Origin of the sequence: Mesorhizobium sp. LNHC209A00 (genome assembly GCF_000502915.1) — a bacterium.
In the GTDB taxonomy this organism is placed as follows: domain Bacteria; phylum Pseudomonadota; class Alphaproteobacteria; order Rhizobiales; family Rhizobiaceae; genus Mesorhizobium.
The window spans coordinates 766,193-792,712 of the sequence record NZ_AYWT01000003.1; the positions used below are offsets into that span (position 1 = coordinate 766,193).

The following is a 26,520-nucleotide window of genomic DNA, read 5'->3' on the forward strand; positions in this document are numbered from 1 at the left end:
CAATGCCGCAATTCAAGGTCGACCAGCTGATTGGGGCCAACTTCGCCTTCCAGCATTACGCGTTCGAGCGCGTTGCGGAGATCCTTCGCGGCTTCGGCTTCAAGGAGATCGAGCTTTGGGGCATCGCGCCGCATCTCGACCTGTTTCATGCGACCGACGAGCATGTTCGATCGGTTCGCGAGATACTTGCGCAGAACGGCCTGACGGTCTGGTGCTTCACGCCCGAGCAGGTGATCTATCCGATCAACATCGCGTCGGGTGACGGCGAATACCGCCGCGACAGCGTCAAGCGGTTCTGCCGCGCGGCGGACATATGCGCCGAACTGGGCGCCCGATATTTGTTCCTGACGTCCGGGCGTGGATATGAACACGACCCGCCGCGAGAGGCGTGGGCACGGTCGGCCCAGTCGCTTGCGGAGATCGCCGCCCATGCGTCCTCGCTCGGCGTGCGCTGCCTGCTCGAGCCGCTGCAACGCGTCGAAACCAACGTTGTCACCAACGCGGCGGGCCTGCGCGAAATGCTCGACCAGATCGGCGCCGACACCATGGACGTGGTCCTGGACACGGTCGGCATGGCCACGGCCGGCGATGCGGTGGCCGACTATGTCAGGCTGTTCGGGCCGCGCCTCGCGCATGTCCAGATCGTCGACGGGCTGCCTGCGGGGCATCTTGTCTGGGGCGACGGCAAGCTTCCGATCGGCCAATATCTCGACCACCTCGCCGCGTCGGGCTATCGGGGGAAACTGACCTTCGAGCCGTTCGGAAACGGCTCCTATGCGCTCGACCCGGTCGCGGCGTGGACACGCAATCTGAAGGCCATCGAGCCCCACCTGACGCGGGCGCCGACAGCAGCATGACCGGAAGAGCATCGCCCAATCTGGTCGCCGTCGGTGACAACTGCCTCGACGTCTATCTCAACAAGGACCTCCTGACCGTGGGCGGGAACGCCCTCAACGTTGCCGTTCAATGGCGCCGCGATGGCTGGAGCGCACGCTATTTCGGCGCCGTTGGCGATGATCCTGAAGGCGAGATAACGCTCCGCGAGATCGAGACCGCCGGGCTGTCCCGCAACGATGTCGAGATGATCTCCGGCGATACGGCGGTGACCTTGCTGCGCGACCAGTCGGGCGACCGTACTTTCCTGTTCGAATCCTTCGGCGTCGGCGAGAACTACATGCCCGCGCCGCGCGACTGGCAGGTCATATCGAAAGCCGACTGGGTGCATCTGGGCACCAACGCCAACAAGGATCTCGTGCGCCGCCTGGTTGGCGAGCGCGTGCCGTTCAGTCTCGACGTCTCGACCGCGCATCTGGCCTTGCCGCTGGAGGGCGTGCCTCTGGTCTTCGCGTCCGGTCCAGACGAGCCGAGCGTGCCGGTCGAGCCCCTTATGGCCGCGCTGCGGTCGGCCGGGGCGCGCCAGGTCGTGCTCACCTGCGGCAGCCGCGGCGCCTATTTCCGCGACAGCCAAGGCGTTCGCCATGCCGAGGCGTCGCCGACCTCCGTCGTGGACACGTGTGGTGCGGGAGACAGCTTTATCGCCACCTTCATCACCGCGTTCTGCCTCGCGGGTCTCGACGCCGACGATGCCATGCGAAAAGCCTCCCTCGATGCCAGCAGAACCTGCACGCATCTCGGCGGCTTCCCGCAGGAACCGCGCCCTATCCCGGACTGGCTGCCGCTGAAATACGCCGACGTGATCAATCGCGAGACGAGGGTCTGACATGGCCACATTACGGATGAGACAGCCGGCGGTCGCGACGACAGCCGATCGGTCGTTCTGGCTGCAGGACATCGCCGCTTCTCCGGCGACGCAACCCTTGGTCGGCGGCGAGCAGGTCGACGTGGTGATCGTCGGCGGCGGCTATACCGGGCTGTGGACGGCGTTGCGGATCCGCGATCTGGCTCCCGAAACCCGGGTCACGGTGCTCGAGGCCGATCAGTGCGGCTCCGGCGCTTCGGGGCGCAATGGTGGACAGGTGCATTCCTGGTTCGCCGAGCTCGATCAGATCAGCGCCGTCGTCGGCGAGGAGGAGGGGCGGGCACTTTGCGCCGATAGCGTCGATGCCATCGCAGAGTTGGAGAAACTTCAGCGCGACGGCACGATCGATATGGATCTTCGTCTCGACGGCTGGCTATGGACGGCCAGTTCCACTGCCCAGGAGGGAGCCTGGAACCGCGCTGTCGCGATGACCGAGGCAGCCGGGGCCAACCGCTTTCGGCAGCTGACCGGCGAGGAGATCAAGCAGCGCACCGGGTCTTCCGCATCCTATGCCGGCGTTGTCGAGCAGAATGCCGGAACCGTACATCCAGCCAAGCTGGCCACAGGCCTGCGCGATCTGGCGATCGCTCGCGGCGTGGCCGTCCATGAGCGCAGTCCCGTCACCGAAATCGTGCCCGGCAGGACCTGCCTGGTCCGGACCGCGCAGGGCGAGGTGCGGGCCGAAAAGGTCGTGCTGGCGGCCAATGCCTGGCTGTCGGCGCTGCCAGAACTGCGACGGCATCTCTATGTGGTCGCGAGCCAGGTGGTCGCGACCGCGGAAATCCCTGACTTGCTCGACAGGATCGGCTGGCGCGACGGAGCCTCCATCTGCGACTCGCAGCGCCAGGTCCTCTATTACCAGCGCACCCCGAAAGGCCGGGTGGTCTTCGGCCGCGGCAGCGGCAACATCGCCTATGCGGGCAATTTCGGCCAAAGCTTCAACCGCAGCCCCGAACACGGACGGGACAATATCCGCGAACTGGGCCGCGTCTACCCCGAACTGCGAGGGGTGCCGATCGACTATGACTGGGCGGGCCCGATCGACTGCGTGCCGGAGCATGTCCCCGTCTTCGATCACTTGAAGGGGCATCCCAACATTGTCTTTGGCATGGGCTACAACGGGACCGGCATTGCCCAGACCCCAATCGGCGGCCGCGTCCTCGCCAGCCTTGTTCTGGAACGGAAGGATCGCTGGAGCGGCAGTGGACTGGTGGGGCTCGATCGGCGCAAGACGATGCCGCCGGAACCGTTCCGCTATCTCGGCGCCAAGCTCGTGCGCGCCGCGATCGCGCGCCGGAACGACGCCGAGATCCGCAACGGGAGGCCCGGCGCGCTGACGCGATTCCTGTCGGAACGCACGCCGGGCGGCGGGGGCTAGGCATCTTTGAACCCGTACGGTTTGCTGTGTCAGCGGACGCGGACCTGTTGTTGCGCCTTTCTGGTGAACACGGGCGCCGACGCTAGCAGTCGATTATCCGAACGCCCTTCAGCTTTCCTTGTTGAGGTCGCCCGCGCCGGGAGTAATAGTCACGGGGATTCGCGAGGAGGAAGGGATGGCGGTGAATTTCGACCCGAGGGCGAAGGCCGCATCGCTCTACCGTGGCGAATTCCGGCCGATGTTCATTGGCGGCAAGTGGGCCGCCGCGCGGTCCGGCGAGGTGATGCAGGCGCTGAACCCGGCGACCGGCGAGGTGCTGGCGACGGTGCCGCGTGGCGGAGCCGCCGATGTCGATGCAACGGTCGCGGCAGCGCGCACGGCTTTCGAAGGGCCCTGGTCGAAATTCTCGCCCTATGAGCGGCAATGCGTGCTGCTCAGGATCGCCGACCTGTTCGAGACACATTGGGAAGAGCTCAGCGTTTCCGACACGCTCGACATGGGACTGCCGATCACGCGTACGCTGGCCAATCGGCGCCGCGTCATCGGCATGCTGCGCTTCTATGCCGGCATGGCGACGGCGCTGCATGGCGAGGCGATCGACAATTCGATCCCCGGCGAGATCGTCACCTTCACAAGGCGCGAACCGGTTGGCGTCGTTGGCGCGATCATTCCCTGGAATGCGCCGACCGCGGCTTCAATCTGGAAGATCGCGCCGGCGCTCGCCACGGGCTGCACCATCGTGCTGAAACCGTCCGAGGAGGCATCGCTGACGCCGCTGCTGATCGCCGGGCTGATGCAGGAAGCCGGCGTGCCCGACGGCGTCGTCAACATCGTCACGGGAACCGGGGCCGAAGCGGGCGCGCGGCTCGCCGAACATCCCACCGTCAACAAGATCGTCTTCACCGGCTCGACGCTGACAGGTCAGGCGATCGCGCGGGCTGCCGTCACCAACCTCAAGCGCGTCTCGCTTGAGCTCGGCGGCAAGTCACCGGTCATTGTCTGCCGCGACGCCGACATCGACAAGGCCGTCCCAATCGCGGCGATGGCGGTGTTCGTGCATTCGGGCCAAATCTGCATCGCCGGCTCGCGCCTGTTCGTGGCGCGTGAGATCCATGACGAATTCGTGCGCCGGTTGGCGAAGTTCGCCGCAAAACTGCGCATCGGCCACGGCATCGAGGCGGAGACCGAAATCGGGCCGCTCATCAATGCCAGGCAGGCCGGCAAGGTGGAAGGCTACATCAAGGCCGGCAGCGACGAAGGCGCCCAACTGGTCGCCGGAGGCGCGCGGCTGACAGGCGAACTCTATGATGGCGGCAACTTCATCGCGCCGACCGTTTTCGGCGCTGTGTCGGACACCATGACCATCGCGCGGGAGGAGATTTTCGGACCCGTTATTTCGGCGATGCCGTTCGACACGCTGGACGAGGCCGTGGCGCGCGCCAACGCGACGCCTTACGGACTTGCGGCCGGCGTCTTCACCACCCACCTCGGCACCGCGCACAAGCTAGCCCGCCGCATCAAGGCCGGCTCGGTCTGGGTCAACATGTACCATGCCATCGATCCGGCCGTGCCTTTCGGCGGGATGAAGATGTCCGGCCATGGTCGCGAGGGCGGCATCGAGCATCTGCACGAGTATCTGGAGACCAAATCCGTCTGGATCCAGACGGACTGAGGGCGTGGCGATATTCAGGTGAGGGCGCCTGCGGTCCGAGATCGTCGCCGGTGCATCGGCCGGAGCAAGGCCCTTGTTCAGGAACTTTTCGTCATCTGGCGATTTTCGATGTAAGATCGAATCCCGAACAGAAGGGTGTTTGCGATGACGACGAAACGGTTGGCGATCTGCGCTCTTGCTTTCGCGATAGGCTTCGGCATGTCCTCCTCGGCATTCGCGGGGGCCAAGCACCGTCGTCACCAGGAAGAACAGGAGCGCTACGNGGCATGTCCTCCTCGGCATTCGCGGGGGCCAAGCACCGTCGTCACCAGGAAGAACAGGAGCGCTACGTTCCCGCCAATGACGATCTCATCGACTTCCTCTTCGGCGGCCCGCGCTACTACGACCAGCAGTTGTTCACAACGGCCGCCGGAGCCTGCTCCTACCACCGGACTGGTCCGGACGGTTTTGCGATAAACAAGATCAACGATCACCACTGCGGAAAATGACCGGCAGACGTTTCGTCCGCGATCAGGTCAGCACGTTGCGAACGTGACACGGTCCGCCGGCGCGGCCACGCGCCCGGCGCAACGTCGCAATCCGCCCAAGACCGTTGCCAGTCCAATGCCGTTCGTCCACGCTTGCGTGGTGTCTACGAGGTTCGCATCAGCTTACTATAGCGCTTGATCAGCCGGTCGCGCTTGAGGCGGGTCAGCCTGTGTGTCCAGAACAGCCCCTCGAGTTGATCGATCTCATGCTGATGGCAAACCGCCAGCAGGCCCTCGGCGTCCTCGAACCGCTCATTGCCGTCCAGATCCTGATAGCGAACGCGGATACGGGCGTGCCGCTCGATGTCCTCGGTGACACCGGGCATCGAAACGCTGCCTTCCTCATGACGGATCATTTCGGTCGAGGCCTGGATGACGGACGGATTTACATAGATTCCCGGTTTAGCCGCGGAAGGGAGCTGGATGACGACCAGGCGTTTCAAGATGCCGATATGCGGGGCGGTGATACCGATTCCGGGAGCCGCGCGCATGGTGTCGACAAGGTCGCTGGCCAACGCCTGCAGATCGCCGTCGAACAGCTCCACGGGTTCGGCTACGGCGCGAAGGAGGGGATTGGGGAATTTTACGATCGACCGAACCGCCATGGACCTCGTCTCAACTCGGCAAGCCTGCACGGATTTCGGCATCATGTTCGCCGCGCATCGGGCTTTTGGCCGGTGTCTTTTGTTCCCATCCGGAAAAGCGCGGCGCGGCCGCCGCCTGCAGGACGCCGTCCACCGTCAGCCACGACCTGCGCGCGGCCATGTGCGGATGCAGTGCCGCTTCTTGCGGACTGAGCACCGGGGAGACGCAGGCGTCGGAGCCTTCGAACAGCGTCGCCCATTCGTCGCGCGGTTTTGCGGCAAAGATCGTCGCTAGCCGATTACTGAGCTTCTGCCAGAGATCGCGATCGAATTGCCTGGCGAATAGCGGATCGGCGGTCAAGCCGAGCCTGTCTAGGAAGAGTGCGTAGAATTTAGGCTCGACGCACTGGACGCTGATAAAGCCGCCATCCGATGTCCGGTAGACGCGGCACCAATGCGGTCCGTCGAGAAGGCTTTGGCCGCGTTCGGCGGCCAGTGCGCCGGATTGTGCGAGCGACATCAGCAGGTTCATCATATGGGCGGAGCCGTCGACGATCGCCGCGTCGACCACGCTGCCTTCACCGCTCGCGCGCGCGTTCATGATGCCGGCCAGCATGCCGATCGCCAGATAGAGCGCGCCGCCGCCTATGTCGCCGACCAGCGTCGGTGGCGCCATGGGCGGCTCCCCCGGCACTGAGGCGTACCAGAGCGCGCCGGACAGGCCGATATAATTCATGTCGTGGCCGGCGGCGCCGGCCAGCGGTCCGTGCTGGCCCCAGCCGGTCATGCGGCCGTAGACCAGGCGCGGGTTGGCCGCGAGGCAGGCCTCCGGGCCGAGCCCGAGACGCTCCATGACGCCGGGCCGAAACCCCTCGATCAACCCGTCGGCGGTGGCGACGACGCGCATCAGCACGGCCACGTCGTCTGCATTCTTCAGGTCGAGCGCGATCGAGCGCTTGCCGCGATCGAGCAGCGAGCGCTGGGGCGCGCCCGGGACGGCCGCCTGCATGCGGTGGACGACAATGACATCGGCGCCGAGATCGGCGAAAAGCATGCCAGCGAAGGGCGCCGGTCCCAGCGCCTCGATCTCGACGATGCGGGTTCCCCTGAGCATCCCATCCTCCACGGCGGTCGACCCTCTGGTGCTTTGATGTTGCGAACTTGGCATCGAGAGGGCGACGGTGTGTAACCCTGTCCTTTCGCCATTGAAGCATGTGCCGCCCGCATATACTTCAGGACCATGAAAAAAATTGGTTTCCTGTCATTCGGGCACTGGTCGCCCTCTTCGCAATCGCAGGTGCGTTCGGCATCCGACGCGCTGCTGCAATCGATCGATCTCGCCGTCGCCGCCGAGCAGCTCGGCGCGGACGGGGCCTATTTCCGCGTGCATCACTTCGCCCGCCAGCTCGCCTCGCCATTCCCGTTGCTGGCGGCCGTCGGCGCCAAGACCAGCCGCATCGAGATCGGCACGGCCGTCATCGACATGCGCTACGAGAATCCGCTCTACATGGCCGAGGATGCGGGTGCGGCCGACATCATCGCTGGCGGCCGGCTGCAGCTCGGCATCAGCCGCGGCTCGCCCGAGCAGGTGATCGATGGCTGGCGCTATTTCGGCTATGTGCCGCAGGAAGGCAAAAGCGATGCCGACATGGCGCGGCATCACGCCGAGGTGTTCCTCGATACGTTGCGCGGCGAAGGCTTCGCCCAGCCCAATCCACGGCCGATGTTCCCCAACCCACCCGGCTTGCTCAGGCTCGAGCCGCATTCGGAGGGCTTGCGCGAGCGCATCTGGTGGGGGGCGGCGACCAACGCCACCTCTGAATGGGCGGCGAAGCTCGGCATGAATCTGCAGAGCTCGACGTTGAAATTCGACGAGAGCGGCAAGCCGTTCCATGTCCAGCAGGCCGAGCAGATCCGCATCTATCGCGAAGCCTGGAAGGCGGCCGGGCACAAGCGCGAGCCGCGCGTGTCCGTCAGCCGCAGCATCTTCGCGCTGGTCGACGACCGCGACCGCGCCTATTTCGGGCGCGGCAATGAGAGCCGCGACCAGATCGGCTTCATCGAGGAAAATACCAGGGCGATCTTCGGCCGCAGCTACGCCGCCGAGCCGGACGTGCTGATCAAGGAATTGGCGCAGGACGAGGCGATCGCCGAGGCCGACACGCTTTTGCTCACGGTTCCCAACCAGCTCGGCGTCGACTACAACGCCCATGTCATCGAGGCGATCCTCACCCATGTCGCGCCGGCGCTCGGCTGGCGCTGACCCGTGCGGCGAGCGGTCGTCGGTCTAGTGGATCGAGGGAGGTTGCCGCATGTCCAGGAAAGCCCTGATTGCCTGGGGAGGCTGGGAAGGCCACACGCCAGAGCGCAGTGCTAATGTCATCCGCGACATGCTGAAGCGCAACGGCTTCGCGGTCACGCTCGGCGAGGGGACAGTGATGTTCGCCGATCCGAACCTTGCTTCATTCGATCTCATCGTGCCGGTCATCACCATGTCGACGATCGAAAAGGCCGAGCTGAACAACCTGACGCAGGCGGTTCGCCTGGGAAGCGGGCTCGGCGGCTTTCACGGCACGATGGGCGACAGTTTTCGGGCGGAGCCCGACTACCAGTTCATGACCGGCGGCCAGTGGGTCGCGCATCCCGGCAACATCATCGACTACCATGTCGTCATCACCCGGCCGGACGATCCGGTCACGAAAGGCATCAGCGATTTCGCCTACCGGTCGGAGCAATATTACATGCATGTCGACCCAGGCAACGAGGTGCTGGCGACCACCACCTTCACTGACGCGCATTTTCCCGGGATCGACGGCGTCGTCATGCCGGTCGTCTGGAAGCGCCGCTATGGCGCGGGCAAGGTTTTTTACAGTTCCCTTGGCCATACGGCGGATGAGTTCGCGGTGCCGGAAATGGCGCTAATCATGGAGCGCGGTTTGCTGTGGGCCGCGCGCGACTAGCCTACCAGTCCGCGACGCGATCGCCGCCCGTGAATTGCGCGCTTTTGCCGGTGTATTCGAACAGTTCGATCTTCACCCCGTTGGGGTCGCGCAGCCAGGCCTGATAGGTGTCGTCGCAGGCGTGTTTTTTGGCGGTGATACCCACGCCCATGGACGTGATGTGCGCGATCGCGGCGTCGATGTTCTCGACCTCGAGGCAGAAATGGTTGATCTGGTCCGTCTCGCTGAACCGGGCTCCATCCTTCTGGAAGACCTCGACATGGCTGCGGCCGCCGCAATTGAGGTAGAAACCGAAAACCGCGCCATCGCGCAGGAAATTGAACTGGATGTCCATGCCAAGGACATCGCGGTAGAAGCGCCGTGTTTCTTCCAGGTCGTTGGCGAAGATGCAGACATGGGCGAGTTGCTTGACTTTGATCATGGCTGGATTCCGTGGTCTGGTCGGTTGCGTTTGTCGCTGGGCGCGCATGGTGAGGCGGCCCGTACAGCGCATGATCATCCAATCCCACCGGCAACCGCATAGGCGCCCGCGGTGCGCCCATCCTGAAGCCGCAAGACAGCAGTCACGATCGAACCATACGGGCCGCGCCAGACGCTGTGCAGGCGCCGATGCTCGGCGGCAGGGACGAGCGCGCGCCCAGTGAACCGCGTGCCGCTTCGCCGCATGTCAACGGGCTCCCCGTTGACATGGACCTTGATGCTGGCCGTTTCAGTTATCTCGCCAACCATTTCGATCGTGATGGCGATCTCATGCTGGTCGCCTTCATCGCGCGTCTCCGCCGCAAGCTTGATGGTTGGCGCCGGCGTCTTGCCGTTGCCGGCTTGGCTGGGGCGATCCGGAAAGACATCATCGGGCAATTCAGGCGTGCGCGGCGGCCGGGCGCGGCGCTGCGTGGCGCACTCGAAATCGCCGGCCATGCGCAGCAGCCTTTCATCGTCATGGGCCTTGCCGGCGAAGGTGAGGCCGACCGGCATGCCGATGTCGGCCATTGTGCCCATGGGCACGGTGACGGTCGGGATGCCGAAATGGCGCCACACCAGATTGCCGTTGGCGACCCAGGTGCCGTTACGCCAGGCCAGATCGGCTGACGCCTCGTTGACGTCGGCGTCGGCCGGGCCGACATCGGCGGCGGCCGGCAGCACCACGGCATCGAGGCCTTGTGCGTCCAGCCAGTCCTCGAAGTCGATGCGCCTTGTTGCTTCAAGTCCCTTGATTCCGTCTGCGATCGTCGGGATGTCGGCCAAGGGCGCGACGCCGAGCTTTGCCCGCTCGACATACTCCGCCAGATCGAAGCCGCCTTCATAGCGGTCGGGCAGCGTGCCCGGCGGCCGCGGAAAGATTTTTGAGCCGTCGACCGAGGCGAGATCGGGCAGAGCAGGGTCGGCGTTGGCGCGCAGGAAATCGTCCCAGCCCCAGATGCAGAGATCCCAGATTTCGCGGTCGGCGAAGTCCTGCGGCACCAGGCCGCGCTCGACCATGGTCCGCGCCCCTGGGCGGTCGCGCTCATAGTTGGAGACGACGGGAAAGTCGACCTCGACCACTTCGGCGCCGAGCCGCCGCAGATCCGCGGCCGCCTGTTTCCAGAGGGCAAGTACCGAGGCGCGGGTTTCGATCGGGCGATCTATTTCTGCGTCGCGGCCGATATACATTCTGGGTACGCCGAGCCGCTTGCCTTTCAGCGACCCCGCAAGCGTCAGGTCGGTATAACGTCGTGGCCGCCTCCCGGAGCTTTTCGGCAGCGCCACCCAAGGCTGGGCGCGCCAGAAATCGCCTCGCGTTTCCGGATCGTCGGCGACGATGACGTCGAGCAGTTCCAGCATGTCGGGCACGCTGCGCGTGTGCGGCACCACTACATCCATGGTCGGCACCAAGGGCCAGTTGCCGCGCACGGAAATGACGCCGCGCGAGGGCGTGTAGGCGACCAGCGCGTTGTTGGTGGCCGGCGCACGGCCAGACGACCAGGTTTCCTCGCCGAGCCCGAAGGCGCAGAAGCTGGCCGCCGTCGCGGTGCCTGAGCCATTGGAGGAGCCCGACGCGAAGGCGGCGGTCAGATAGTCGCCATTGTAGGGGCTTTCGGCGCGGCCATAGACACCGCGCTGCATGCCGCCATTGGCCATGGGCGGCATGTTGGTGAGGCCGATCAGCACCGCGCCGCCGGCGCGCAGCCGGGCGATTGTGAAGGCGTCCTCATTGGCGACGAGATGCTCGAAGGCGGGCGAGCCGGCGGCCACCGTCAGGCCCTTGACCTTGTAGCTGTCCTTGGCGGTGTAGGGGATGCCGTCGAGCGGGCCGAGCGTCTTTCCTTGCCGCCGCCGCTCGTCGGAAGCGGCGGCATCCTCGAACATTTCAGGGTTGAGCACGGGTACGGCGTTCAGCGCAATGCCGTGCCGGTCGAAATACGCGATCCGCCTGACATAGGCCGCGACCAGTTCGACGCTGGTGACGGCGCCGTTGTCGAGCGCTTGGCGCAATTGGTCGATCGACGCTTCGACGAGGTGAAGGCTGGTCTCGGTCATCATGGCCCCAGTGTCTGTACGGCATGGATGAGCGAGGCCGCCGGCTTCGGCAAGAGCCAATTGGAACTCTTTCGCGCGTCCCCGAAAAAATCGATTTTTTATGCAACCTGCGGTCGACGCGTGCGTTCCTGCGTTCCCTGGAGAAGGTTGAGTGGGCGGCTGCCGATCATACGAACATCTACGAGACGCCTTGCAAGGGTGAATGAACGCTCTCATAAGTTGCGGCAAGACATACAGGTGACAGCTTTGTGTAGGACAGGCAGGTTGGGCCGCCGTGCTGCCACCGGGGGCAATCGCAAGATGTGATGCGAAGCGCACGTTGGTTGCCTACGTCAGGAATGCGCCGGTGGGTTCAACCGGTCACTGCAACACCTTGTGTAGCCTATCGGCGGGTGTTTCGAAGTCCAGGGTTTTTCGGACCGACTGAATCCTATAAAAAGCCGGCCTTTCTGAAGCCGGAGAGGAAGAGCTCGAAGGATGGCGGGTCTGCGAAGGGAAGGTGGGCAAGGTAGCCAAGTGAGAGGTCCGGTTGCCGCCTCAGTGTGGCCTCGACTGCGACATGCGCGTTTTCCATCTCGCCCAGATGCCCGTAGGCCGCCGCAAGAAAGGCATGGATGAAGAACTGGTCGCCGGCCTTCCGATAAGCGTCGATGGCCTCAGCATATCGGCCGAGCAGGAAGAGCGCGCTGCCCTTCACCTCCCAGAACCAGACCGGGGGCAACGGGTCGAGCAGTATGGCCCTTTCGAGGACCGCCAAGGACTGCTGAGCCTGGCCGCCGTAGTTGAGCCAGCTTGCATAATCTCCGGCAATGTTCACGTCGTGCGGATTGAGCGTACGGGCCTGCTGGAAATGCAATCCGGCATCCCCATGCTGGCGCATATGTACGAGCACGAGGCCCATGCTCTGGTTGCAGATGCCGTCATTCCGGTCGAGCAGGAGCGCCGTGCGCGCAGACTGCAAGGCACTTTGCAGCGTACGAGAATCGCGGTCGTACCAGAATCGCGCAACCAGGCACTGCGCCAGATAGGCATGACCTTGAGCAAAAGCCGGATCGAGTTCGGCGCTCCGGGCGAACATGGATTCGCCCTTGTCCATTTCATACTGATGGTAGTGCGCGCGACCCTGCAAGTAGTAGTCGTAGGCGGCCCAATCGGCCGGCGGGGTTCGCCGCGAGCGGCTAGTCGCATCTGCCTCGGCGGCGCCTTGGACAGTTGAAGCTACGAGAGCCGCCACCTCCTCCTGGACCGAAAAGATGTCCTCGAGCGCTCGGTCGTAGCGTTGAGCCCACAAATGGAAGCCGCTGGCGCCGTCGATCAGTTGCGCCGTGATTCGGATGCGGTCCCCGAGCCGTCGCGCGCTGCCCTCGACGAGGTAGCGCGCGCCGAGTTGCCGGTGGACTTCTGCGGGGTCCGGCGCTGGCCCACGAAACTGAAAAGATGAATTGCGCGCGATCACCACGAGCGAACGGTATCGAGCCAGTTCAGTGATGATATCTTCGGTGATGCCGTCGCTCAGATATTGTTGGTCCTGATCGCCGCTCAAATTCGCGAAGGGCAGCACGGCAATGGTGGGTTTGCCGGATGGCGCGATCGGTCGCTGCACTGAACCTTCCACGCGCTCGACAGGCGCGGTGAAGCGATAGCCGACGCGAGGCACGGTGGCGATCCAATCGCCACCGTGGTCGGTAGGGCCGAGCGCCTTCCTCAGCGTCGCAATCTGGACGGTGAGATTGCTTTCCTCGACCGCCAGGCCCGGCCAGGCAGCTTCCATCAGCTCGGCCTTGGTCAGGATGTCGCCGGGCCGGGCCGCAAGCGCGGCGAGCAGCGTGATGCCGCGATGCCCAATGGAGATCGGTATGTCCTGCCGCAGGAGCGTCCCCTTCTCAGGGTCGAGCACGAACGGACCAAAGGCGAGGTGAACCCGATGCATCCCGCCATATTAGACGTTTCGGAATTTTTCGGAACAGTTTCGGCCGCGCTTTAGTACGCAGGTCCGCTCATCCGCCAAAGTAGCGTCATCGATTTTTAGCAACACCAAGAAAGGACGAGCCAAATGAGCACGCAGCTTTCTCTCACCTCAAGATTCTACCAGTCTCTCTGGGGCGAACCGCCGACGTGGACGACTGGACCGGCATCGGTCTGGGCGAGACTCGTCGCCCTGCGCGGCCTGGTCGCGGTTTGGCGCGAGCGCATGTATTATCGCGAGGAGCTGAAGCGACTTGCGGAAGATGGGCCTCAGCGGATCGACGACGTCGGTCTCACCTTGTCTGCCGTCGAGGCGGAACTTCAAAAGCCGTTCTGGCAGGCGTGATTTGCATCCATAGCTGTGAACTAGCATCTGCCTGACTATCAAAGCGCTTGCGGATTAAGTCCAGCTACCTGCAGCCAAACAGCACCGCCGCGCCAAGCTCGTCATGATAGTGTCGCCCCTGTCCAAATCTATGGTATTTCTCCAAGTAGTCGAGCAGGTCGGCCCTGATAAGTATGTCTCCCGGAATCCGCGGTACCACGACGTAAATTTTTCCGGCCTCGTCGAACTCAGGTTCCACCGTCACCCCATCGACGATTTGGTTCAAAACGGCCGTAAGTTCGTCTTTCAAATGAGAACTGGGGGTGCCGACATCAGAAAAGGCCAACCCGTTCGTGAAATCGCCCGCCGTTAGAAAAGCAGTGGCTCCGTCGGCGAGGAATATCGACAGTTGCTGCTTATAGTCCCCCAGCGCGCTTGGGGTTCCGACCTTGAGTTTGGTCTTAGTGCTACCACCGCTGTCGCGAAGGTTGATACTTTGGCCGGCAGCTGTGAATATTTGGCGATTTATTGTAATCTTCAGAGGGCTTCCAGCCGTACTATCGACCGACAAGATGGTGGCCGGCGTAGGCAGGAGTTTGAGCCAGGTCTCGACAATCGCCGCGCCGATTTCCCGCGCTTGTCGACCCTTCCTAAGATTCGCTCTGGGCATCGCATGCTTCTCAACACAGGACCATCTGTGAGCGTATGCGCGTTTCGCAGCTACCGCAAGATAGCTCTCGATGTGGAACGACGCCCAATTCATGTTCTTATAGACAGCGCACTGCTTTTGGGGGCATGCTGTTTGCCCAGACGTAGGAGGCTTGCTGTGGTCGTTCTACAGTTCCGCGCCGTTTTTGTCATGAGCGTCTTGTCATTGGCTGCCACTCAGAGATCGTCATTGGCAGACGAGATGCCTGCGAATGAGATCGCCGCGACATTTGTTGCGCCTTACGGCGAGATGCCTATGAAGGCGAACAACTCGGCGGATTTTAAAGCAGAAATTCAAAATACTGACAAAAAGGAAGTTATTTCCATAGATTTTCCCGAAATAGGTAAAAGCTTTTTAACGTTAAAAATTACAAAAGCAAGAGTAAGAGAGCTTGAATCTCAGGGGTTTGAACTTGCAAATCCATTTTCTGTTACTCTCTTTGACGCAGCTAGATGCAAGAACAATCCGAGGATAATCAAAAAGGATACTACCACCACTATCCAGGACGTTCCCGCAAACGTCTGCCGTGTGGTCGGGTCACCGGTGGAAAGCACATACGGCCCCGAGGTGTGGGTGCTAGACAGCGGAGTTGACCCGGTTGCGGTCAATTCAAATCTTCTGAATGTGGCGACAAAGGTCGACTGTACGCAAGGCAGTTGCGTGACGGGGGCCGTTGATGATGAGCTGGGACACGGCACAATGGTCGCAGGTATTATTGGAGGAAGGACTTTTAAAGATGGATCGTCGCACTATACAGGATTGGCAGGGGTTAGTCCTAAGGTAGCTCTGAATATCATTAAAATATTTGGTGATGATGAAACCGTAAGCGTGTGGGACCAACCTCTTAAAGCAATAAGATATGTCTTGGATCACGCCAAAGCTGGTGACGTTGTAAACATAAGCTGGGGAGCTAACTTTCTTGAGGCTGCAAGGAATGGCGGGTACAGCAACGATATAACATTGTTAGATAACCTATTCCATTTGATGGCGGATCGGAAACTCCGAATTGTTGTGGCGGCAGGAAATGCTGAGCGAGCAAATGGCAACGGATGGTCGTGGGCCCAAGGGTTCACGCCGGCAAATTCTGCACCGTATACTTCGCCGGTCAGTCCTGGAGCGATATATAGTGTATCAGCGGCTGACAGTAAATTTGATCCAATGACCATGAAGTGGTCCGACAAACTGTGGCAAGGCAGTGCGTTCGGGGCTTCGTTTGCAGAACCTGGCGTCGAGGTGCGGTCCTTGTGGCTGTCGGATGATTCAAATAATCCACAACAGAATGTCTGTTGGGGAACTTCATTCGCTGCGCCAATTCTGGCTGGTTTGCTCGTTCGCGGGTCAGTGTCGCCAGGCGACCTTACAGATAGTACCTACCCTGACGCGGACACAGTTGCGTACGTGGCAGCGGGCAAGTCTGACGCTACTTCACCAAAGCACCCAAAATGCAACTGACCCGAAGGACAGCCCTGCGAGGGATTTTACTATCCTCCATGCTTCGTCCAATCGCGGCAAGGGCTAGACCGGCGGCATACGAGCCAAAACTCCTGCTGGTGTTTCTCCGGGGCGGACTCGATTGCGTTGCGGCGATCCCTCCGTTTGGGGATCCTAAATTGCTAGCGGTGCGCGAAGCTCAGGCGCTTGTGAATGAGGAGTCGGCGACCAAAACAATCAAGCTGGACGGATTTTTTGCGCTCCATCCAGCACTGGCGCCGCTTCTGCCCTACTTTAATGCCGGCGAGCTGCTGATCGTCCCAGGGACGGCCATTGCGGGAGTGGAGAGATCTCATGCAGCCTCGGAATTTGCTTTGTTCGGGAGCGACTTTGATGGCCTCACCGGCTGGCCCAGACTGGCCTCGCTCGCCTTAGAGACTGAACCATGGCGGAACGGCCCGGCCGACCGATCCATCGATCTCATATCGGATTTGGCGTGGGGCAATCCGCTGCTGGACTTGGCCCTGCTTTCCCCTGAGCAAGCGCAGGTGGGCGGATCGAAATGTGTGGAAGATCCGCTCGCGCAGCGAAGCTTTTGCCAAGCGGCCAGTTTCACTCGCGCCGCAACCCGTGCGGCACAGGCGCTGGCAACGGATGGCGGTCCTCGGATCGCAACGCTCGAATTGCCTGGGTTCGATACGCACATCAGCCAGGGCGAGCGTCTGGCGCGAGCATTGAAGGCCCTGGCAGACGGGCTCGTTTCGTTCGCCGAAGCGTCTGGAACGGCCTGGAACAGAACAGTTGTCTTGGTCGTGACTGAGTTCGGCCGTGCAGTGGCATTCAACGCAGACGGCGGAACCGATCACGGGACGGCCAGCGTCACGTTCCTAATGGGCGGTGCCGTTGCCGGAGGCCGAGTCGGCAACCAGTGGCCTGGGCTGGCACCCAGCCAACTACGCGGCGGAACCGATCTTGCCGTTACGACCGATCTGCGAGCAATAATCAAGGCCGTATTAATTGAGCATCTTCGCCTTCCCGACCGGACTGTTGCGAAGGTATTTGCGAGCGCTGCTGAACTGCCAGCGTCAATTGGTTTGTTTCGGGATGCAGGTTGATTGCCGTTAATCGGGCACGGCTCACAAGCGGACGTCGGCGCCGCTACGCGTTCTGCCAAGGGTGCATCAAGTCCGAAACAAGCCTTTAATTGGTTGAAGGCCCGACGCATTTTGAGCGACCATCGCCAATGCTCGGCTTGAAAGTCCAAGGTGGTCCTTCAACACCGCGTCAACGATCGAGCGGACATCGGTCGTGACCGGTAGGTCGGTCTCCTCGTGGAGTTGATCTCGCGCCAATCCGGGCCAGTGACCCGCGATCCGCCGCCGGGTGCTGGAAACCTTGTTGTTGATCTTGTCGGTGCCGATATCGCCTACGAAGGCAAAGATTTAAAGAATGGCGTAGTGTCGAAACTAAAAGATCTGAATTTGATGTTGGCAACGAATTGGAACAAATCGTCGACGCGAACGTGAAAGTTGTGTGCGACGCGCCAACGAGAGCTGACTGTAGTCCTGCCAGCCCTGCCGGAAGGCGTCGTCACGCGAGAGGACCTGCTGGATTACCTGGGGCGTACCACAAAAACGCGCAGGGTCGGCACTATCATGAAGAGCTTGCGTCCGCGGTCCTTTTCGGCTGCCGATAGCAAACTCCAATTTCAGTTCGGCAGCCCTGCGGCGAGCAGTCCTTTAAGCACCGTGGCCCGATCCTCCTCCAGTCGATAGGGCTCCTTGGCCACGAATCGACTGCAAGAAAAGCTGGGCGTACCCGCCACCACGCGAGCCGAATACAACTTTGCGTCGCTGTTCCGGCCAAGCGCCGAGCTCGAAGCGGCCATATAGGCGCTAACCCATGCCGGCATCGTCGACGAACGGCTCAAAGCGACCAATGCCGGCTCGGGCCGGCCGGCAATGAAATGGGCGATACCGCGAAACGGCCAATACCAGGATGGTTCGTAGAGGGGATCGAGCACCTGCGCCCGCTCGAACCATTGCATGGCGCGATCCGGCTCGCCGCCAAATGTGTAGAGGGTGCCGAGATAGGAAACCTGTTCTGGATCGTTCGGATTGAGGTAGAGGGCCCGGGCGTAGAGTTGCGCGGCGACGTCGAAATCTCGCAGGTGCAGCAGCACCCAGCCGAGAATGTTGAGGCAAACCGGATCGTTGGCGGAGAGCGCCACCGCCTTCTTAGCGATTGCATGCGCCTCGTCGAGCAGGGCATCGGAAGGTCCCATGTCGCGAAACCATTCCAGCTGCTTGTAGTGAGCCAGTTTGGCGTAGGCGCGCCCATAGGTCGGATCGAGATCGATGGCGCGCTGATACCATTGCCTGGCTTCCGCTTCGGACGCGAGGTCGCCTAGCGGCAGGGCATTGCCGCGCAGCACGCACTCATAGGCCGCCAGGTTGGCCGGCGGCTTGCGCCGCGCCTTCTCAGCCCCCGCTGCCTTGAGGCGCCCGATGACCGTGCCCACGATCTTGCGGACCAGTTCGTCCTGCAAATCGAATATGTCCTGATCGTCGCTGTCATAATGCTCGGCCCAAACGTCACCACCGGACGTGGCGTCAACCAGTTCGCAAGAAAGGCGGATACGCTTCCCCATCCTCCGGATTCGCCCCGAAAGCTCGAAATCGAGCCCGATATCCGAGACCAGTTTCGGCAGCTCCACATCCTTGAGCCGCAACGAGGTATGATACGATGCGACGGAGAGCTGCGTGAACCGCGTTAGCTCGGTGATGACATCTTCTGTGAACCCTTCGCTGAAATAGGGTTCCACGCCGCCGGTGCTGACGAATGGGCGGACCAGGATCGATGGCGTGTTCGAGCCCGAAGTCTCGGCGCCCATCCGCGGAGCGGGGCGGTCGGGTCTGCGAATAAGCGAGTAGACGGCTACGGGTCGGGGAATGTTCTTAAGCTGAAACTCACCGCAAAATTCGAAGGGCAATTGCAATCCTGCGCGGACCTCCTCATGCACTTTTGCCGAAAGGCAAATGCCTCCGGGGGCTGCGACCTGTTCGAGGCGTGCAGCCACGTTCACACCGTCGCCGAACACGTCTCCGTCGCCGTCGACGATAATATCGCCGAAATTAATGCCAATTCGAAGCAACAGACCGGGCGACGATCGCTCGGGGCTTGCGAGATAGGCCTGGATAGCCACGCTACACCGGACCGCTTCGACCGCGCTGGGGAACTCCGCTACGACACCGTCGCCGGTGTTCTTTACAACGCGGCCGTCATGCAGATGAACGTAGCCTGGGACCTCGTCGTGCATTAGCGCCCGGACGCGGGTAAAGGTGCCTTCCTCGTCTTCCGCCATTTGTTGCGAATAGCCGACCACGTCGGCGACCACGATCGCAGTCAGGCGCCGCTTCAGGGGGCCCTTGTTTACGGTCAATCCATGCTTTGGGGTCAATCCATACCTCGGGTCGGACGTTCCAACGTACTTTAGCACATTTGCATGATGCGATCGCGCACGGCAGCGTGTAAACTGCCACACGAGAGCTTCCGACGTACGACCTAGCAAAGTCCGTTCTGAAGTGCTCGCAATGCGAAAGATCCGCACATTCGAGGTCTGCGTGGGGTTAAGTCTTCTTTATGGCCCGGTGGTGATCTCGGACCCGTTGCTCGGCTGTCCTCTCACTGTGGCGGCCGGCCGCGTTCGCGCTGCCAAGGATGGCGATGAGAGCACTTACTTCGTGTCTGGTTGGGGCACGACGGTCGAGCAGGCGCTGCAGGGCTGCCTTTATGAGGCGGACGAGACCTACTTCGCCCAGATCATTCCCGAGGGGCGAATTCTCCGGTCGTATGCCAATGCGTTCGCGGGGCGGATCGTCGAGCCGCCCGACGTGCTGCTTTTCAGCGAAGAGCAATATGACCAGCGAGAAGCCGGGAGTCGACAGTCCCGCAACATGGTACCGGCCCGCTGGGACAGATCTGCGCCTGAAGACTGGATCCTGAGTGACGACAAGCTCGGTACCGAGCAAGCCTGGGTGCCCGCGGGCCTGTGTTTCCTCGGATATGCCGGTGGCGGGCAATCATCTTTGCCGGCTGCCGACTCGAACGGACTTGCGCTGGGCATCAACCCTGAGGTCGCTGCGATGAGCGCCCTTCTCGAGCTGATAGAGCGAGATGCGACCTCTATCTGGTGGTACAATCGACTTGTCCTGCCTCGAATAGATCCGAAGTCGATGGCAAGCGACACCGTATCGTCTTACGAGGATTGGCTTCGGCACCGAGGTCGCCAATTGCGGCTTCTGCGACTTACGTTGGATTTGGCGGTGCCAGTCGTTGCGGCAATCTCCAGCGACAGTTCCGGCCGGTGTCCGGCGATGGGGTTTGCGGCAGGCGCATCGTGGTCGGCGGCTGCCACAAGGGCGATTGGCGAGCTTGCCCAATGTGAGGCAAATCTTGCTCTGCTCTCCCGACAGGCGCAGCAAGAGAGAACGACCGGCTTTACGCCCGGGGCGCGGCAGCTTTATCGCTGGCATCAAGAGACGGATCTTGGGTCGTGTCTATATTTGCAGGGCGGGACCGGCGGCCCTGCCTGCGTGGACGAATCGACACTTGACTACGCCTCATGCGTCAAACTCTGCCACGAACGAAACCTGGGGGTGTTCGCCCTCATCCTTATGCAGGATGAGCAGCGGTCCCTCGTCCGCATTTGCGCTCCGGGCTTGCGTTCGACCAAACCAAGGTTTGGTCTGGGCAGGCTCTATTCTGTTCCAGGCACTCTTGGCCTCAGGCCTGCGGGCTCAATAGGCCGAGACCCTTTCCCGTTTTAGCGCCGAAACCAAAGCTGCTGCAAAGCTCTAAATTGTAACTATCTGGGCATGCTCGACCGCTTCAGCTTCCGTAAAGCCGCCGTCCATACACGGCCCCACAACGGCCGTTCATCGCGAATCGCCGACGCGTTGCCATGGTCCGCCCTGTGGTGGGCTGGCGGCATCACCAAATCTCACGCCACTCGCAGATCGGCGGCAGCCGGTGGCCCGGAGTGATTGAAGTGCCGATCGAAGCGCCCGGCGCTGAGGCTGAAGACGGTTGGGCGTACCCTGGGGTCGAATTCTGTCCTGGCGGTCAGCCGCCGCGGCTCAGCGCCGTTGCATTGGCGCTGCCCCAGGGCGAAAATGCCTTCGATGAAAACAGTTCCCAGGCTCACCACACCAAGGCTCGTGCTTCGGGCGCCGGGCGAGCGGGATATTCCGGCCTGGTTCGCGCGGGCGAGCGATGTCGAATCCGCCTTCCTTGCCGGCGATCCCGTTGCCGACGACTTGAGCGCGGGCGCGCGATGGCTCGCCCTTGCGCGTCAGCGGTTGGTCGACGGCCGGGCGATCAAATGGTCGATAGACCAGGCAGGCGTGTCGGACGCGATCGGGACGATAACCCTGTCCTTCGGCGCGAACGAGGCCAAGACAGCCGCGTTAGGATTTGTGCTGGGGCGTACGCATTGGGGGCAGGGGCTGGGGTCCGAAGCGGCACGCGAAGTGGTTCGCTACGCCTTCGAGGCCCTGGCGCTCGATCAGGTGACGGCCGAAGCGGCGGTGCGCAATGTCGCGTCGTTGCGGATCCTGGCGAAGCTCGGCTTCACACATGTCGAGAGCTTCATCGATGGGTCCGACGGCGAGCGTTGCGGGCGTTTCGTGCTCGACGCGGACGCCGGATCGTTGGCTTGCCCGGTGACTTCACCTTAGAAGCTGGCCGTCAGCTCGCGGGCCTAATCCGACATCGCAGCAACCCGTGCCGTTCAAGTCAATCGCAGGTGGTCGCGGCCCTGAGCGCTTCGCCACGGGCCGGTTCGTGCAGATCGGCGATCCGTCGAACTGATGCGTAGAACCTTGGATAATCGCCGGAGCATAAATCGAACAAGCGAATAAACGCCGGAACCTGTTCGCCGTAAACAGACGTCGCGGCGAGCTTTGCGTTGTTGATCGGCGCATTGAACCAGGCGTCGTATCCCCGGTATCCGGCCCAGCTTATGTCGCGCATTTGCCGGTAGCGCGTCCGCAACCTGTCGAGCGTGGCTGCCTTGGCCGCTGCCATCTCATCGGGGGTGCGGGAGCTTTCATAGACCTGCCGCAGCTCGTCGCGGGTTCTCGACACCAATGCGAGAAAATCGGCGCTGCGCTTGCGATCGGTCTCGTAGCGGCGCAATCCGGCGCGGTCGCCGGCGGCGCGGAGCCATTTTCTCGTGCCGGTGGTTTCGACAGCGACCGCGAAAGCCTCATTGAATGCGGAATCGCCGTTCAAATAGAGGCGCTGATGCGCCAGTTCATGAAAGACAAGGCTTGCGAGATAGGTGTCGTCCTGACGCAGCATGGTGCTGAGCAGCGGGTCACTGGACCAGCCCAGCGTGGAATAGGCGGTGATGCCGGTGACATAGACGTCGAGCCCCTGTCGATGAAGTTCGACGGCGCTTTCGGCCGCGGATTTCCGATCGAAGTAACCCCGGTACGGAACGCAGCCGAAAACCGGAAAGCACCATGTCTTGGGCGTGAGCGAGAATTGCGGGGCGGCAAAAACGGCCCAGGTCACGGCGTCCCGGTGGATGTCGACATAGCTGCGGTAGCTGTTGTTTTCGGGCAGTGCCAGCTCATCCGTGGCGAACCGCCTTATGGCGCTTGCCGATGTCAACTTGGCGCGCAATGCCTTGGGTGTCGAAGGGGCCTGGATCAGTTTTCCGACGTCTTGGCGCGCGGCCATGATCCGGACATGACCCTCCAGCGATTGCGCGTAGTAGGAAACGCTGGTGCAGCCGCTCAGTGCGGATGCCATGACCGCCGTGGCAAACAGTCGAAAAACGCGCTTCACTTCTTCCCCGCCGCTCCGTCACCTGCCCATGGAGCACATGTCGCGCCCCAATGTCCAAACCGGCGCACGAATTTTCGTCAAGATCCATAGCGAGAAGCGGCGCGGACTGTCGACCTGGTTTCTGGCTGACGACATCATCAAATCTCGCAAACCGCTGACTCTTTTCCCAACCCTCAAACGTCTTAGCTACAGTGAAACACTGGAGCAGGGTCAAATGAGCCTCAGGGATAAGAAAATCGTGGTCACGGGCGGCAGCCGTGGGCTTGGCCTCGGATTGGTCGAAACGCTGGCCGAGCAGGGTGCCAGCGTGACCGTGGTCGCACGTGGCGCCGAGGCGCTGCAGGCGGTCGGTGCCCGGCTTGGGGTCGCCACCATCGCAGCCGATGTCACGGACGAGGACGCCGCCTATCGCATTCTTGGCGAGGTCCGCCCTGACATACTGGTGCTCAACGCCGGCGCCACGCCCCGGATGGGGCGGCTGGACCAGTTGAAGTGGGAGGATTTCTCCATCGCCTGGGAAACCGACGTGAAGGCCGGGCTCTACTGGCTGCAGGCGGCGCTGAACCTGCCGCTCGGGCCGGGCAGCCGGGTGCTGGTCGGGTCCAGCGGTGCGGCCGTCACCGGGTCGCAGATGTCGGGCGGTTATGGCGGCGCCAAGCGGATGCTCTGGTTCATGGCCAAATACGCCAATGGCGTGGCGCAGGAGAAAGGCCTCGGCATCCGCTTCCAGGCGATCGTGCCGCGGCAGATGATCCTCGACACCGGGATCGGCGATGCGGCCGCCGGCGCTTATGCCGGCTCGATGGGCATCACGCCGCAACAATTCGTCACCCGCTTCGGCGCGCCGATGCCGCCCCGGGCGTTCGGCGACAGGGTGGTCTCGCTGCTGGAAGAGCCGCAATATGCCGAGGGCGTCATCTTTGGCCTCAGCGGCGACGCGGGGGTGACGATCATGGAGGGCGCGGGTCCTTGAGCGACGGAAAGCCAGCGGTGGAGCGCGACCGGCAGGAAGGGCTGCTTGCCCTTGCCACCGCCTTGCGGCCGGAGCTGCACCGCTACTGTTCGCGCCTGATGGGCTCGGTCATCGACGGCGAGGATGTCGTGCAGGACACGTTCGCGCGCGCCGTCGTTGCCCTGGAGGAGTTGTGTGAGGTGCCGAAGCTCAGGCCCTGGCTGTTCCGGATCGCCCACAACCGCGCGCTTGACCTGTTGCGCAGCCGCGCGATCCGCGCTGCCGAGCCCATCGAGACGGCGCTCGAGATAGCCGACGAAGCCGACCCGGTGGAGGTGCTGATGCGCAGGCAAGCCGTGCAAACCGCCGTGTCGCGCTTCGCCGGGCTTCCGGTGACGCAACGCAGCGTGGTCATCCTTAGGGATGTGCTTGACGAGCCGCTGGCCGACATCGCCGCCCTGCTCGGCATCACGGTCGATGCGGTGAAGGCGCATCTGGCGCGCGGCCGCGCCCGGCTTCGGCGGATCAACGCCGAGGCCAATCCGCTCCCCGATGCGCGCGTCGCTTCGGCGGCCATCGTGCGCTACGTCAATCTGTTCAACCGACGCGACTGGGACGGCTTGCGCGCGCTGCTGGCCGACGATGTGAGGCTCCATCAGTCCACGCACAAGCCGCGCGCGGGGGCCGCCGACGTCGGCATGTTCTTCACGATTTACGCCAAGAGCGACGGCTTGTGGCTCCGGCCGGCATGGGTCGAGGGCCGCGAGGTGATCGCGGTGTTCGAAGACCCGGCCGACGCGAAACCCAGCCATTTCATGTGGCTGGAATGGCGCGACGGCCGGATCAGCTTCATTCGCGACTACCGTTATGTCCGCTACGTTCTCGACGACGCGGACCTGGTGCTGGCAAGGTGAGGCGTCGTGCCCTCAAGGGATGAGGGCGGAGACCTCGCGGTCGGACGGACGCTCGCTCGCGGCCAGCCCGGAGGCCACGCCGGCGCGGTCGGAAGCGTTGCGGTTCTGGCTCATCTTGCGCTTGCCTTCGAGCCTGACGACCGGCATGCGCAGGCCGACAATGCCGCGAAGCTGCGACTGGATGAAGTCCGCTGGCGCGTCCGACACGGCCCAGGGCGCGGCGCGGGCGCCTTCGTGCAGGTTGGTCAGCCGGGTGACGACCTCCAGCAGCCTGTCCGCATCCTCGAAGAACTCGACCGGACCGTAGGCGTGGACAGCGGCGTAGTTCCAGGTCGGCACGACCTTTCCGGTTTCCTGCTTGGTGGCGTACCAGGCCGGCGTCACATAGGCGTCCGGGCCCATGAAGATGGCCAGCCCGTCGCCGATCGCGGGAACGCGCCACTGCGGGTTGGCCCTGGCCAGGTGGCCGTGGATGACACCGTGCTCGCCCTCGGTCTCGTCGAGAAAAAGCGGCAGGGGGGTGGCGAGCGGTCCGTCCGCCGTGGCGGTGACGAGATTGGCCAGCCGGGCGGCGCGGATCGTCGCCAAGAGGCTGTCCTTGTCGTCGTCGCGGAAGGCGGGCGGCGTGTACATTTTCGAACTCCTCGCGTTGCCCTGACAGATGCCACACAATCCGGCCCGTTGGAAATATCCAGTTCGAGGAGTCCAGTTGGCCAGTTGATTGGGGACGGCGCTTCGCGGCAGAGCTGGCCGGGTGCCGCTGAGATCAGCCGAGGAGGTTGCGCGCCGTCCTCATGAATATCTTCGAGCCGATCGGGATCAGGTCGTCGGGAAAGTCATAATCGGGATTGTGCAGGGCAGGGTGCCGCTCGCCCGCACCCAGGAAGAACATCGCCGACTTGGCGCTGTGGCCGAACACGCCGAAATCCTCCGAGGCGCGCATCGGCAAGGCTTCCTCGCCATGCGCGACGCTCTCTTCATCGAGGGCGCGCCGCAGGTGCTCCACCGCATCCGGCGCGTTGACGCTGGCGACGAAGATTTCGTGATAATCCCAGCTGGCGGAGAGGCCGTGGCGGCCGGCGATCTCCTTGACCAGGGTTTCGGCGGCGGCGCAGAGGTCCGCCATGCGCTCGTCGCGGCGGGTGCGCAGCGTCGCCCAGACCTCGGCGTGGGCGGGCGCGATGCCGAACACGGCTTCGCCCATCCGCGCATGGGTGACGGTGACCATGGAGAAATCATCATCGGCGAAAGTCGCGCGGCCGAGCGCGGGCAGCGCCGGCATCAACTCCGAGATCGCCGGCATGGGCGAGGTTCCCGTCTCGGGCATGGAGGAATGCNATGCGCGGTCTTGCCTTCCAGCACGATGCGCATGCCGCGCGAGGCGCAATTGACCACGCCGGACTTGAGCCTGACTTCGCCGAACGGCACGCCGGGCAGATTGTGCAGCGAGAAGGCGAAATCCGGCGCGATCTCGCCAAAGCGCGGATCGGCGACGACGCCGGCGGCGCCATTGCCGGTTTCCTCGGCCGGCTGGAACATAAGCACGACGCGGCCGCTGGCGGGCCGTTCGCGCCCGAACTGGCGGCCAAGGGCGGCCAGGATAGCGGTGTGTCCGTCATGGCCGCACATATGCGACTTATCAGGAACTTGCGAAGCATGCGGCACGCCGGACAGTTCCTCGATCGGCAGCGCATCGAGTTCGGACCGAAACAGGACGGTTGGTCCGTTTTTGCCACTGTCGTAGATGGCCGCGACGCCGTGGCCGCCGAGGCCGGTCAGCACCTTGTCCGGCCCGGTGTCGGCGAGGAAGGAGACGACCTCTTTCGCCGTCTTCTCCTCTTCGTTCGAGATTTCCGGCTGCCGGTGCAGCTTGCGCCGCCACTCGGTCAGTTCGACAATGTCGCGATTGGTCAGGGTCATGGTCTTTCGCCTCCACTGCGGTCCTGTGCTAGCGATAAACGGCCGTGCCGGC

Annotated in this window: 24 protein-coding genes and 1 pseudogene; 15 read left to right on the forward strand and 10 right to left on the reverse strand. The window is 62.9% G+C overall.

All coding sequences use genetic code 11. The annotated features are described in order from the left end of the window. The first annotated feature begins 2 nt into the window (after positions 1-2). The 5 genes from X739_RS154780 to X739_RS1000000169250 all read left to right on the forward strand — a co-directional run bounded on the left by X739_RS154780 (position 3) and on the right by X739_RS1000000169250 (position 5,297). Positions 3-857 carry a sugar phosphate isomerase/epimerase family protein gene (locus tag X739_RS154780; RefSeq protein WP_023794394.1) on the forward strand — a complete coding sequence of 285 codons (855 nt, stop codon included), beginning with the start codon at positions 3-5 and terminating at the stop codon, positions 855-857. Next, on the forward strand, positions 854-1,720 hold the full coding sequence (locus X739_RS154775) for a PfkB family carbohydrate kinase (RefSeq protein WP_023773573.1): 867 nt from the start codon (positions 854-856) through the stop codon (positions 1,718-1,720). The genes X739_RS154780 and X739_RS154775 overlap by 4 nt, the downstream gene beginning before the upstream one ends. Positions 1,721-1,736: 16 nt before the next feature. Continuing rightward, a complete protein-coding gene (locus tag X739_RS154770) occupies positions 1,737-3,137 on the forward strand; it encodes an FAD-dependent oxidoreductase (RefSeq protein WP_245273819.1) in 1,401 nt (466 codons plus the stop codon). A gap of 175 nt (positions 3,138-3,312) precedes the next feature. Beyond that, positions 3,313-4,809 (forward strand): aldehyde dehydrogenase family protein, encoded by a 1,497-nt coding sequence (locus X739_RS154765; protein WP_023794399.1) that lies wholly within the window; start codon positions 3,313-3,315, stop codon positions 4,807-4,809. 266 nt (positions 4,810-5,075) lie between these two features. Then, entirely contained in the window at positions 5,076-5,297 is a 222-nt protein-coding gene (locus tag X739_RS1000000169250; protein ID WP_031252010.1) for a hypothetical protein, read from the forward strand. A 143-nt stretch (positions 5,298-5,440) separates the two neighbouring features. Here X739_RS1000000169250 and X739_RS154760 read toward each other — a convergent pair whose 3' ends face one another. Further along, positions 5,441-5,941 (reverse strand): peptide deformylase, encoded by a 501-nt coding sequence (locus X739_RS154760; protein WP_023794404.1) that lies wholly within the window; start codon positions 5,939-5,941, stop codon positions 5,441-5,443. 10 nt (positions 5,942-5,951) lie between these two features. Next, the gene (locus X739_RS154755) at positions 5,952-7,034 is read right to left on the reverse strand and encodes a CaiB/BaiF CoA-transferase family protein (RefSeq protein WP_023794406.1); all 1,083 of its coding nucleotides are present in this window, start codon (positions 7,032-7,034) and stop codon (positions 5,952-5,954) included. 126 nt (positions 7,035-7,160) lie between these two features. Between X739_RS154755 and X739_RS154750 the strand changes: the two genes are divergently transcribed. Both X739_RS154750 and X739_RS154745 read left to right on the forward strand, forming a co-directional pair. Next, complete coding sequence (locus tag X739_RS154750) at positions 7,161-8,183, forward strand: LLM class flavin-dependent oxidoreductase (RefSeq protein WP_023773580.1); 1,023 nt, start codon at positions 7,161-7,163, stop codon at positions 8,181-8,183. Positions 8,184-8,232: 49 nt separating this feature from the next. Then, positions 8,233-8,880: a ThuA domain-containing protein gene (locus X739_RS154745; RefSeq protein ID WP_023781602.1), complete on the forward strand. Its 648-nt coding sequence runs from the start codon at positions 8,233-8,235 to the stop codon at positions 8,878-8,880. A gap of 1 nt (position 8,881) precedes the next feature. On the opposite strand, the gene X739_RS154740 is transcribed toward X739_RS154745, so the two are convergent. From X739_RS154740 to X739_RS154730, 3 genes are all read right to left on the reverse strand, one after another. After that, positions 8,882-9,301: a VOC family protein gene (locus X739_RS154740; protein ID WP_023794409.1), complete on the reverse strand. Its 420-nt coding sequence runs from the start codon at positions 9,299-9,301 to the stop codon at positions 8,882-8,884. A gap of 74 nt (positions 9,302-9,375) precedes the next feature. After that, entirely contained in the window at positions 9,376-11,397 is a 2,022-nt protein-coding gene (locus tag X739_RS154735) for an amidase (protein ID WP_023794411.1), read from the reverse strand. A gap of 430 nt (positions 11,398-11,827) precedes the next feature. After that, entirely contained in the window at positions 11,828-13,294 is a 1,467-nt protein-coding gene (locus X739_RS154730; protein ID WP_245273820.1) for a winged helix-turn-helix domain-containing tetratricopeptide repeat protein, read from the reverse strand. Between the two features lie 156 nt (positions 13,295-13,450). Here X739_RS154730 and X739_RS01000000166000 point away from each other — a divergent pair, with 156 nt between their 5' ends. Beyond that, positions 13,451-13,708 carry a hypothetical protein gene (locus X739_RS01000000166000; protein ID WP_023773586.1) on the forward strand — a complete coding sequence of 86 codons (258 nt, stop codon included), beginning with the start codon at positions 13,451-13,453 and terminating at the stop codon, positions 13,706-13,708. Between the two features lie 64 nt (positions 13,709-13,772). On the opposite strand, the gene X739_RS154725 is transcribed toward X739_RS01000000166000, so the two are convergent. Further along, on the reverse strand, positions 13,773-14,357 hold the full coding sequence (locus X739_RS154725; protein WP_023794417.1) for a hypothetical protein: 585 nt from the start codon (positions 14,355-14,357) through the stop codon (positions 13,773-13,775). Positions 14,358-14,513: 156 nt separating this feature from the next. On the opposite strand from X739_RS154725, the gene X739_RS1000000167900 reads away from it, so the two are divergent. The 3 genes from X739_RS1000000167900 to X739_RS1000000169255 all read left to right on the forward strand — a co-directional run bounded on the left by X739_RS1000000167900 (position 14,514) and on the right by X739_RS1000000169255 (position 17,353). Beyond that, complete coding sequence (locus X739_RS1000000167900; RefSeq protein ID WP_198026133.1) at positions 14,514-15,848, forward strand: S8 family serine peptidase; 1,335 nt, start codon at positions 14,514-14,516, stop codon at positions 15,846-15,848. A 167-nt stretch (positions 15,849-16,015) separates the two neighbouring features. Further along, on the forward strand, positions 16,016-16,942 hold the full coding sequence (locus X739_RS1000000167085) for a DUF1501 domain-containing protein (RefSeq protein WP_245273832.1): 927 nt from the start codon (positions 16,016-16,018) through the stop codon (positions 16,940-16,942). Between the two features lie 216 nt (positions 16,943-17,158). Beyond that, positions 17,159-17,353: a hypothetical protein gene (locus tag X739_RS1000000169255; RefSeq protein WP_156939416.1), complete on the forward strand. Its 195-nt coding sequence runs from the start codon at positions 17,159-17,161 to the stop codon at positions 17,351-17,353. A 182-nt stretch (positions 17,354-17,535) separates the two neighbouring features. Here the strand turns inward: X739_RS1000000169255 and X739_RS154720 are convergent, their stop codons facing one another. Continuing rightward, positions 17,536-19,269 (reverse strand): tetratricopeptide repeat protein, encoded by a 1,734-nt coding sequence (locus X739_RS154720; protein WP_023794422.1) that lies wholly within the window; start codon positions 19,267-19,269, stop codon positions 17,536-17,538. A gap of 151 nt (positions 19,270-19,420) precedes the next feature. Here X739_RS154720 and X739_RS154715 point away from each other — a divergent pair, with 151 nt between their 5' ends. Then, complete coding sequence (locus X739_RS154715) at positions 19,421-20,656, forward strand: YcaO-like family protein (protein WP_023794424.1); 1,236 nt, start codon at positions 19,421-19,423, stop codon at positions 20,654-20,656. A 354-nt stretch (positions 20,657-21,010) separates the two neighbouring features. Then, positions 21,011-21,565: a GNAT family N-acetyltransferase gene (locus X739_RS154710; protein ID WP_023794426.1), complete on the forward strand. Its 555-nt coding sequence runs from the start codon at positions 21,011-21,013 to the stop codon at positions 21,563-21,565. 58 nt (positions 21,566-21,623) lie between these two features. Here X739_RS154710 and X739_RS154705 read toward each other — a convergent pair whose 3' ends face one another. Next, positions 21,624-22,682, reverse strand: a complete 1,059-nt coding sequence (locus X739_RS154705; RefSeq protein WP_023794428.1) for an aminopeptidase — start codon at positions 22,680-22,682, stop codon at positions 21,624-21,626. Between the two features lie 214 nt (positions 22,683-22,896). Here X739_RS154705 and X739_RS154700 point away from each other — a divergent pair, with 214 nt between their 5' ends. Both X739_RS154700 and X739_RS154695 read left to right on the forward strand, forming a co-directional pair. Then, positions 22,897-23,655 carry an SDR family oxidoreductase gene (locus X739_RS154700; RefSeq protein ID WP_023794430.1) on the forward strand — a complete coding sequence of 253 codons (759 nt, stop codon included), beginning with the start codon at positions 22,897-22,899 and terminating at the stop codon, positions 23,653-23,655. Next, positions 23,652-24,548, forward strand: coding sequence for a sigma-70 family RNA polymerase sigma factor (locus X739_RS154695; RefSeq protein WP_023794433.1), 897 nt, complete (start codon positions 23,652-23,654; stop codon positions 24,546-24,548). The genes X739_RS154700 and X739_RS154695 overlap by 4 nt, the downstream gene beginning before the upstream one ends. Positions 24,549-24,560: 12 nt before the next feature. Here X739_RS154695 and X739_RS154690 read toward each other — a convergent pair whose 3' ends face one another. Both X739_RS154690 and X739_RS01000000166005 read right to left on the reverse strand, forming a co-directional pair. Next, a complete protein-coding gene (locus X739_RS154690) occupies positions 24,561-25,181 on the reverse strand; it encodes an FMN-binding negative transcriptional regulator (RefSeq protein WP_023773595.1) in 621 nt (206 codons plus the stop codon). Positions 25,182-25,314: 133 nt separating this feature from the next. Further along, positions 25,315-26,468 (reverse strand): annotated as a pseudogene (locus tag X739_RS01000000166005) (amidohydrolase). Positions 26,469-26,520: the final 52 nt, after the last annotated feature.

Excerpts from the sequence above, each read along its gene's own strand:
- X739_RS154755 (WP_023794406.1), bottom strand. The coding sequence starts at position 7,034 with ATGCTCAGGGGAACCCGCATCGTCGAGATCGAGGCGCTGGGACCGGCG.
- X739_RS154775 (WP_023773573.1), top strand. The coding sequence starts at position 854 with ATGACCGGAAGAGCATCGCCCAATCTGGTCGCCGTCGGTGACAACTGC.
- X739_RS154710 (WP_023794426.1), top strand. The coding sequence starts at position 21,011 with ATGAAAACAGTTCCCAGGCTCACCACACCAAGGCTCGTGCTTCGGGCG.
- X739_RS154715 (WP_023794424.1), top strand. The coding sequence starts at position 19,421 with ATGCGAAAGATCCGCACATTCGAGGTCTGCGTGGGGTTAAGTCTTCTT.
- X739_RS154700 (WP_023794430.1), top strand. The coding sequence starts at position 22,897 with ATGAGCCTCAGGGATAAGAAAATCGTGGTCACGGGCGGCAGCCGTGGG.
- X739_RS154735 (WP_023794411.1), bottom strand. The coding sequence starts at position 11,397 with ATGACCGAGACCAGCCTTCACCTCGTCGAAGCGTCGATCGACCAATTG.
- X739_RS154750 (WP_023773580.1), top strand. The coding sequence starts at position 7,161 with ATGAAAAAAATTGGTTTCCTGTCATTCGGGCACTGGTCGCCCTCTTCG.
- X739_RS01000000166000 (WP_023773586.1), top strand. The coding sequence starts at position 13,451 with ATGAGCACGCAGCTTTCTCTCACCTCAAGATTCTACCAGTCTCTCTGG.
- X739_RS154745 (WP_023781602.1), top strand. The coding sequence starts at position 8,233 with ATGTCCAGGAAAGCCCTGATTGCCTGGGGAGGCTGGGAAGGCCACACG.
- X739_RS154725 (WP_023794417.1), bottom strand. The coding sequence starts at position 14,357 with ATGCCCAGAGCGAATCTTAGGAAGGGTCGACAAGCGCGGGAAATCGGC.
- X739_RS1000000169250 (WP_031252010.1), top strand. The coding sequence starts at position 5,076 with ATGTCCTCCTCGGCATTCGCGGGGGCCAAGCACCGTCGTCACCAGGAA.
- X739_RS154765 (WP_023794399.1), top strand. The coding sequence starts at position 3,313 with ATGGCGGTGAATTTCGACCCGAGGGCGAAGGCCGCATCGCTCTACCGT.
- X739_RS154690 (WP_023773595.1), bottom strand. The coding sequence starts at position 25,181 with ATGTACACGCCGCCCGCCTTCCGCGACGACGACAAGGACAGCCTCTTG.
- X739_RS154740 (WP_023794409.1), bottom strand. The coding sequence starts at position 9,301 with ATGATCAAAGTCAAGCAACTCGCCCATGTCTGCATCTTCGCCAACGAC.
- X739_RS154770 (WP_245273819.1), top strand. The coding sequence starts at position 1,737 with ATGAGACAGCCGGCGGTCGCGACGACAGCCGATCGGTCGTTCTGGCTG.
- X739_RS154780 (WP_023794394.1), top strand. The coding sequence starts at position 3 with ATGCCGCAATTCAAGGTCGACCAGCTGATTGGGGCCAACTTCGCCTTC.
- X739_RS154760 (WP_023794404.1), bottom strand. The coding sequence starts at position 5,941 with ATGGCGGTTCGGTCGATCGTAAAATTCCCCAATCCCCTCCTTCGCGCC.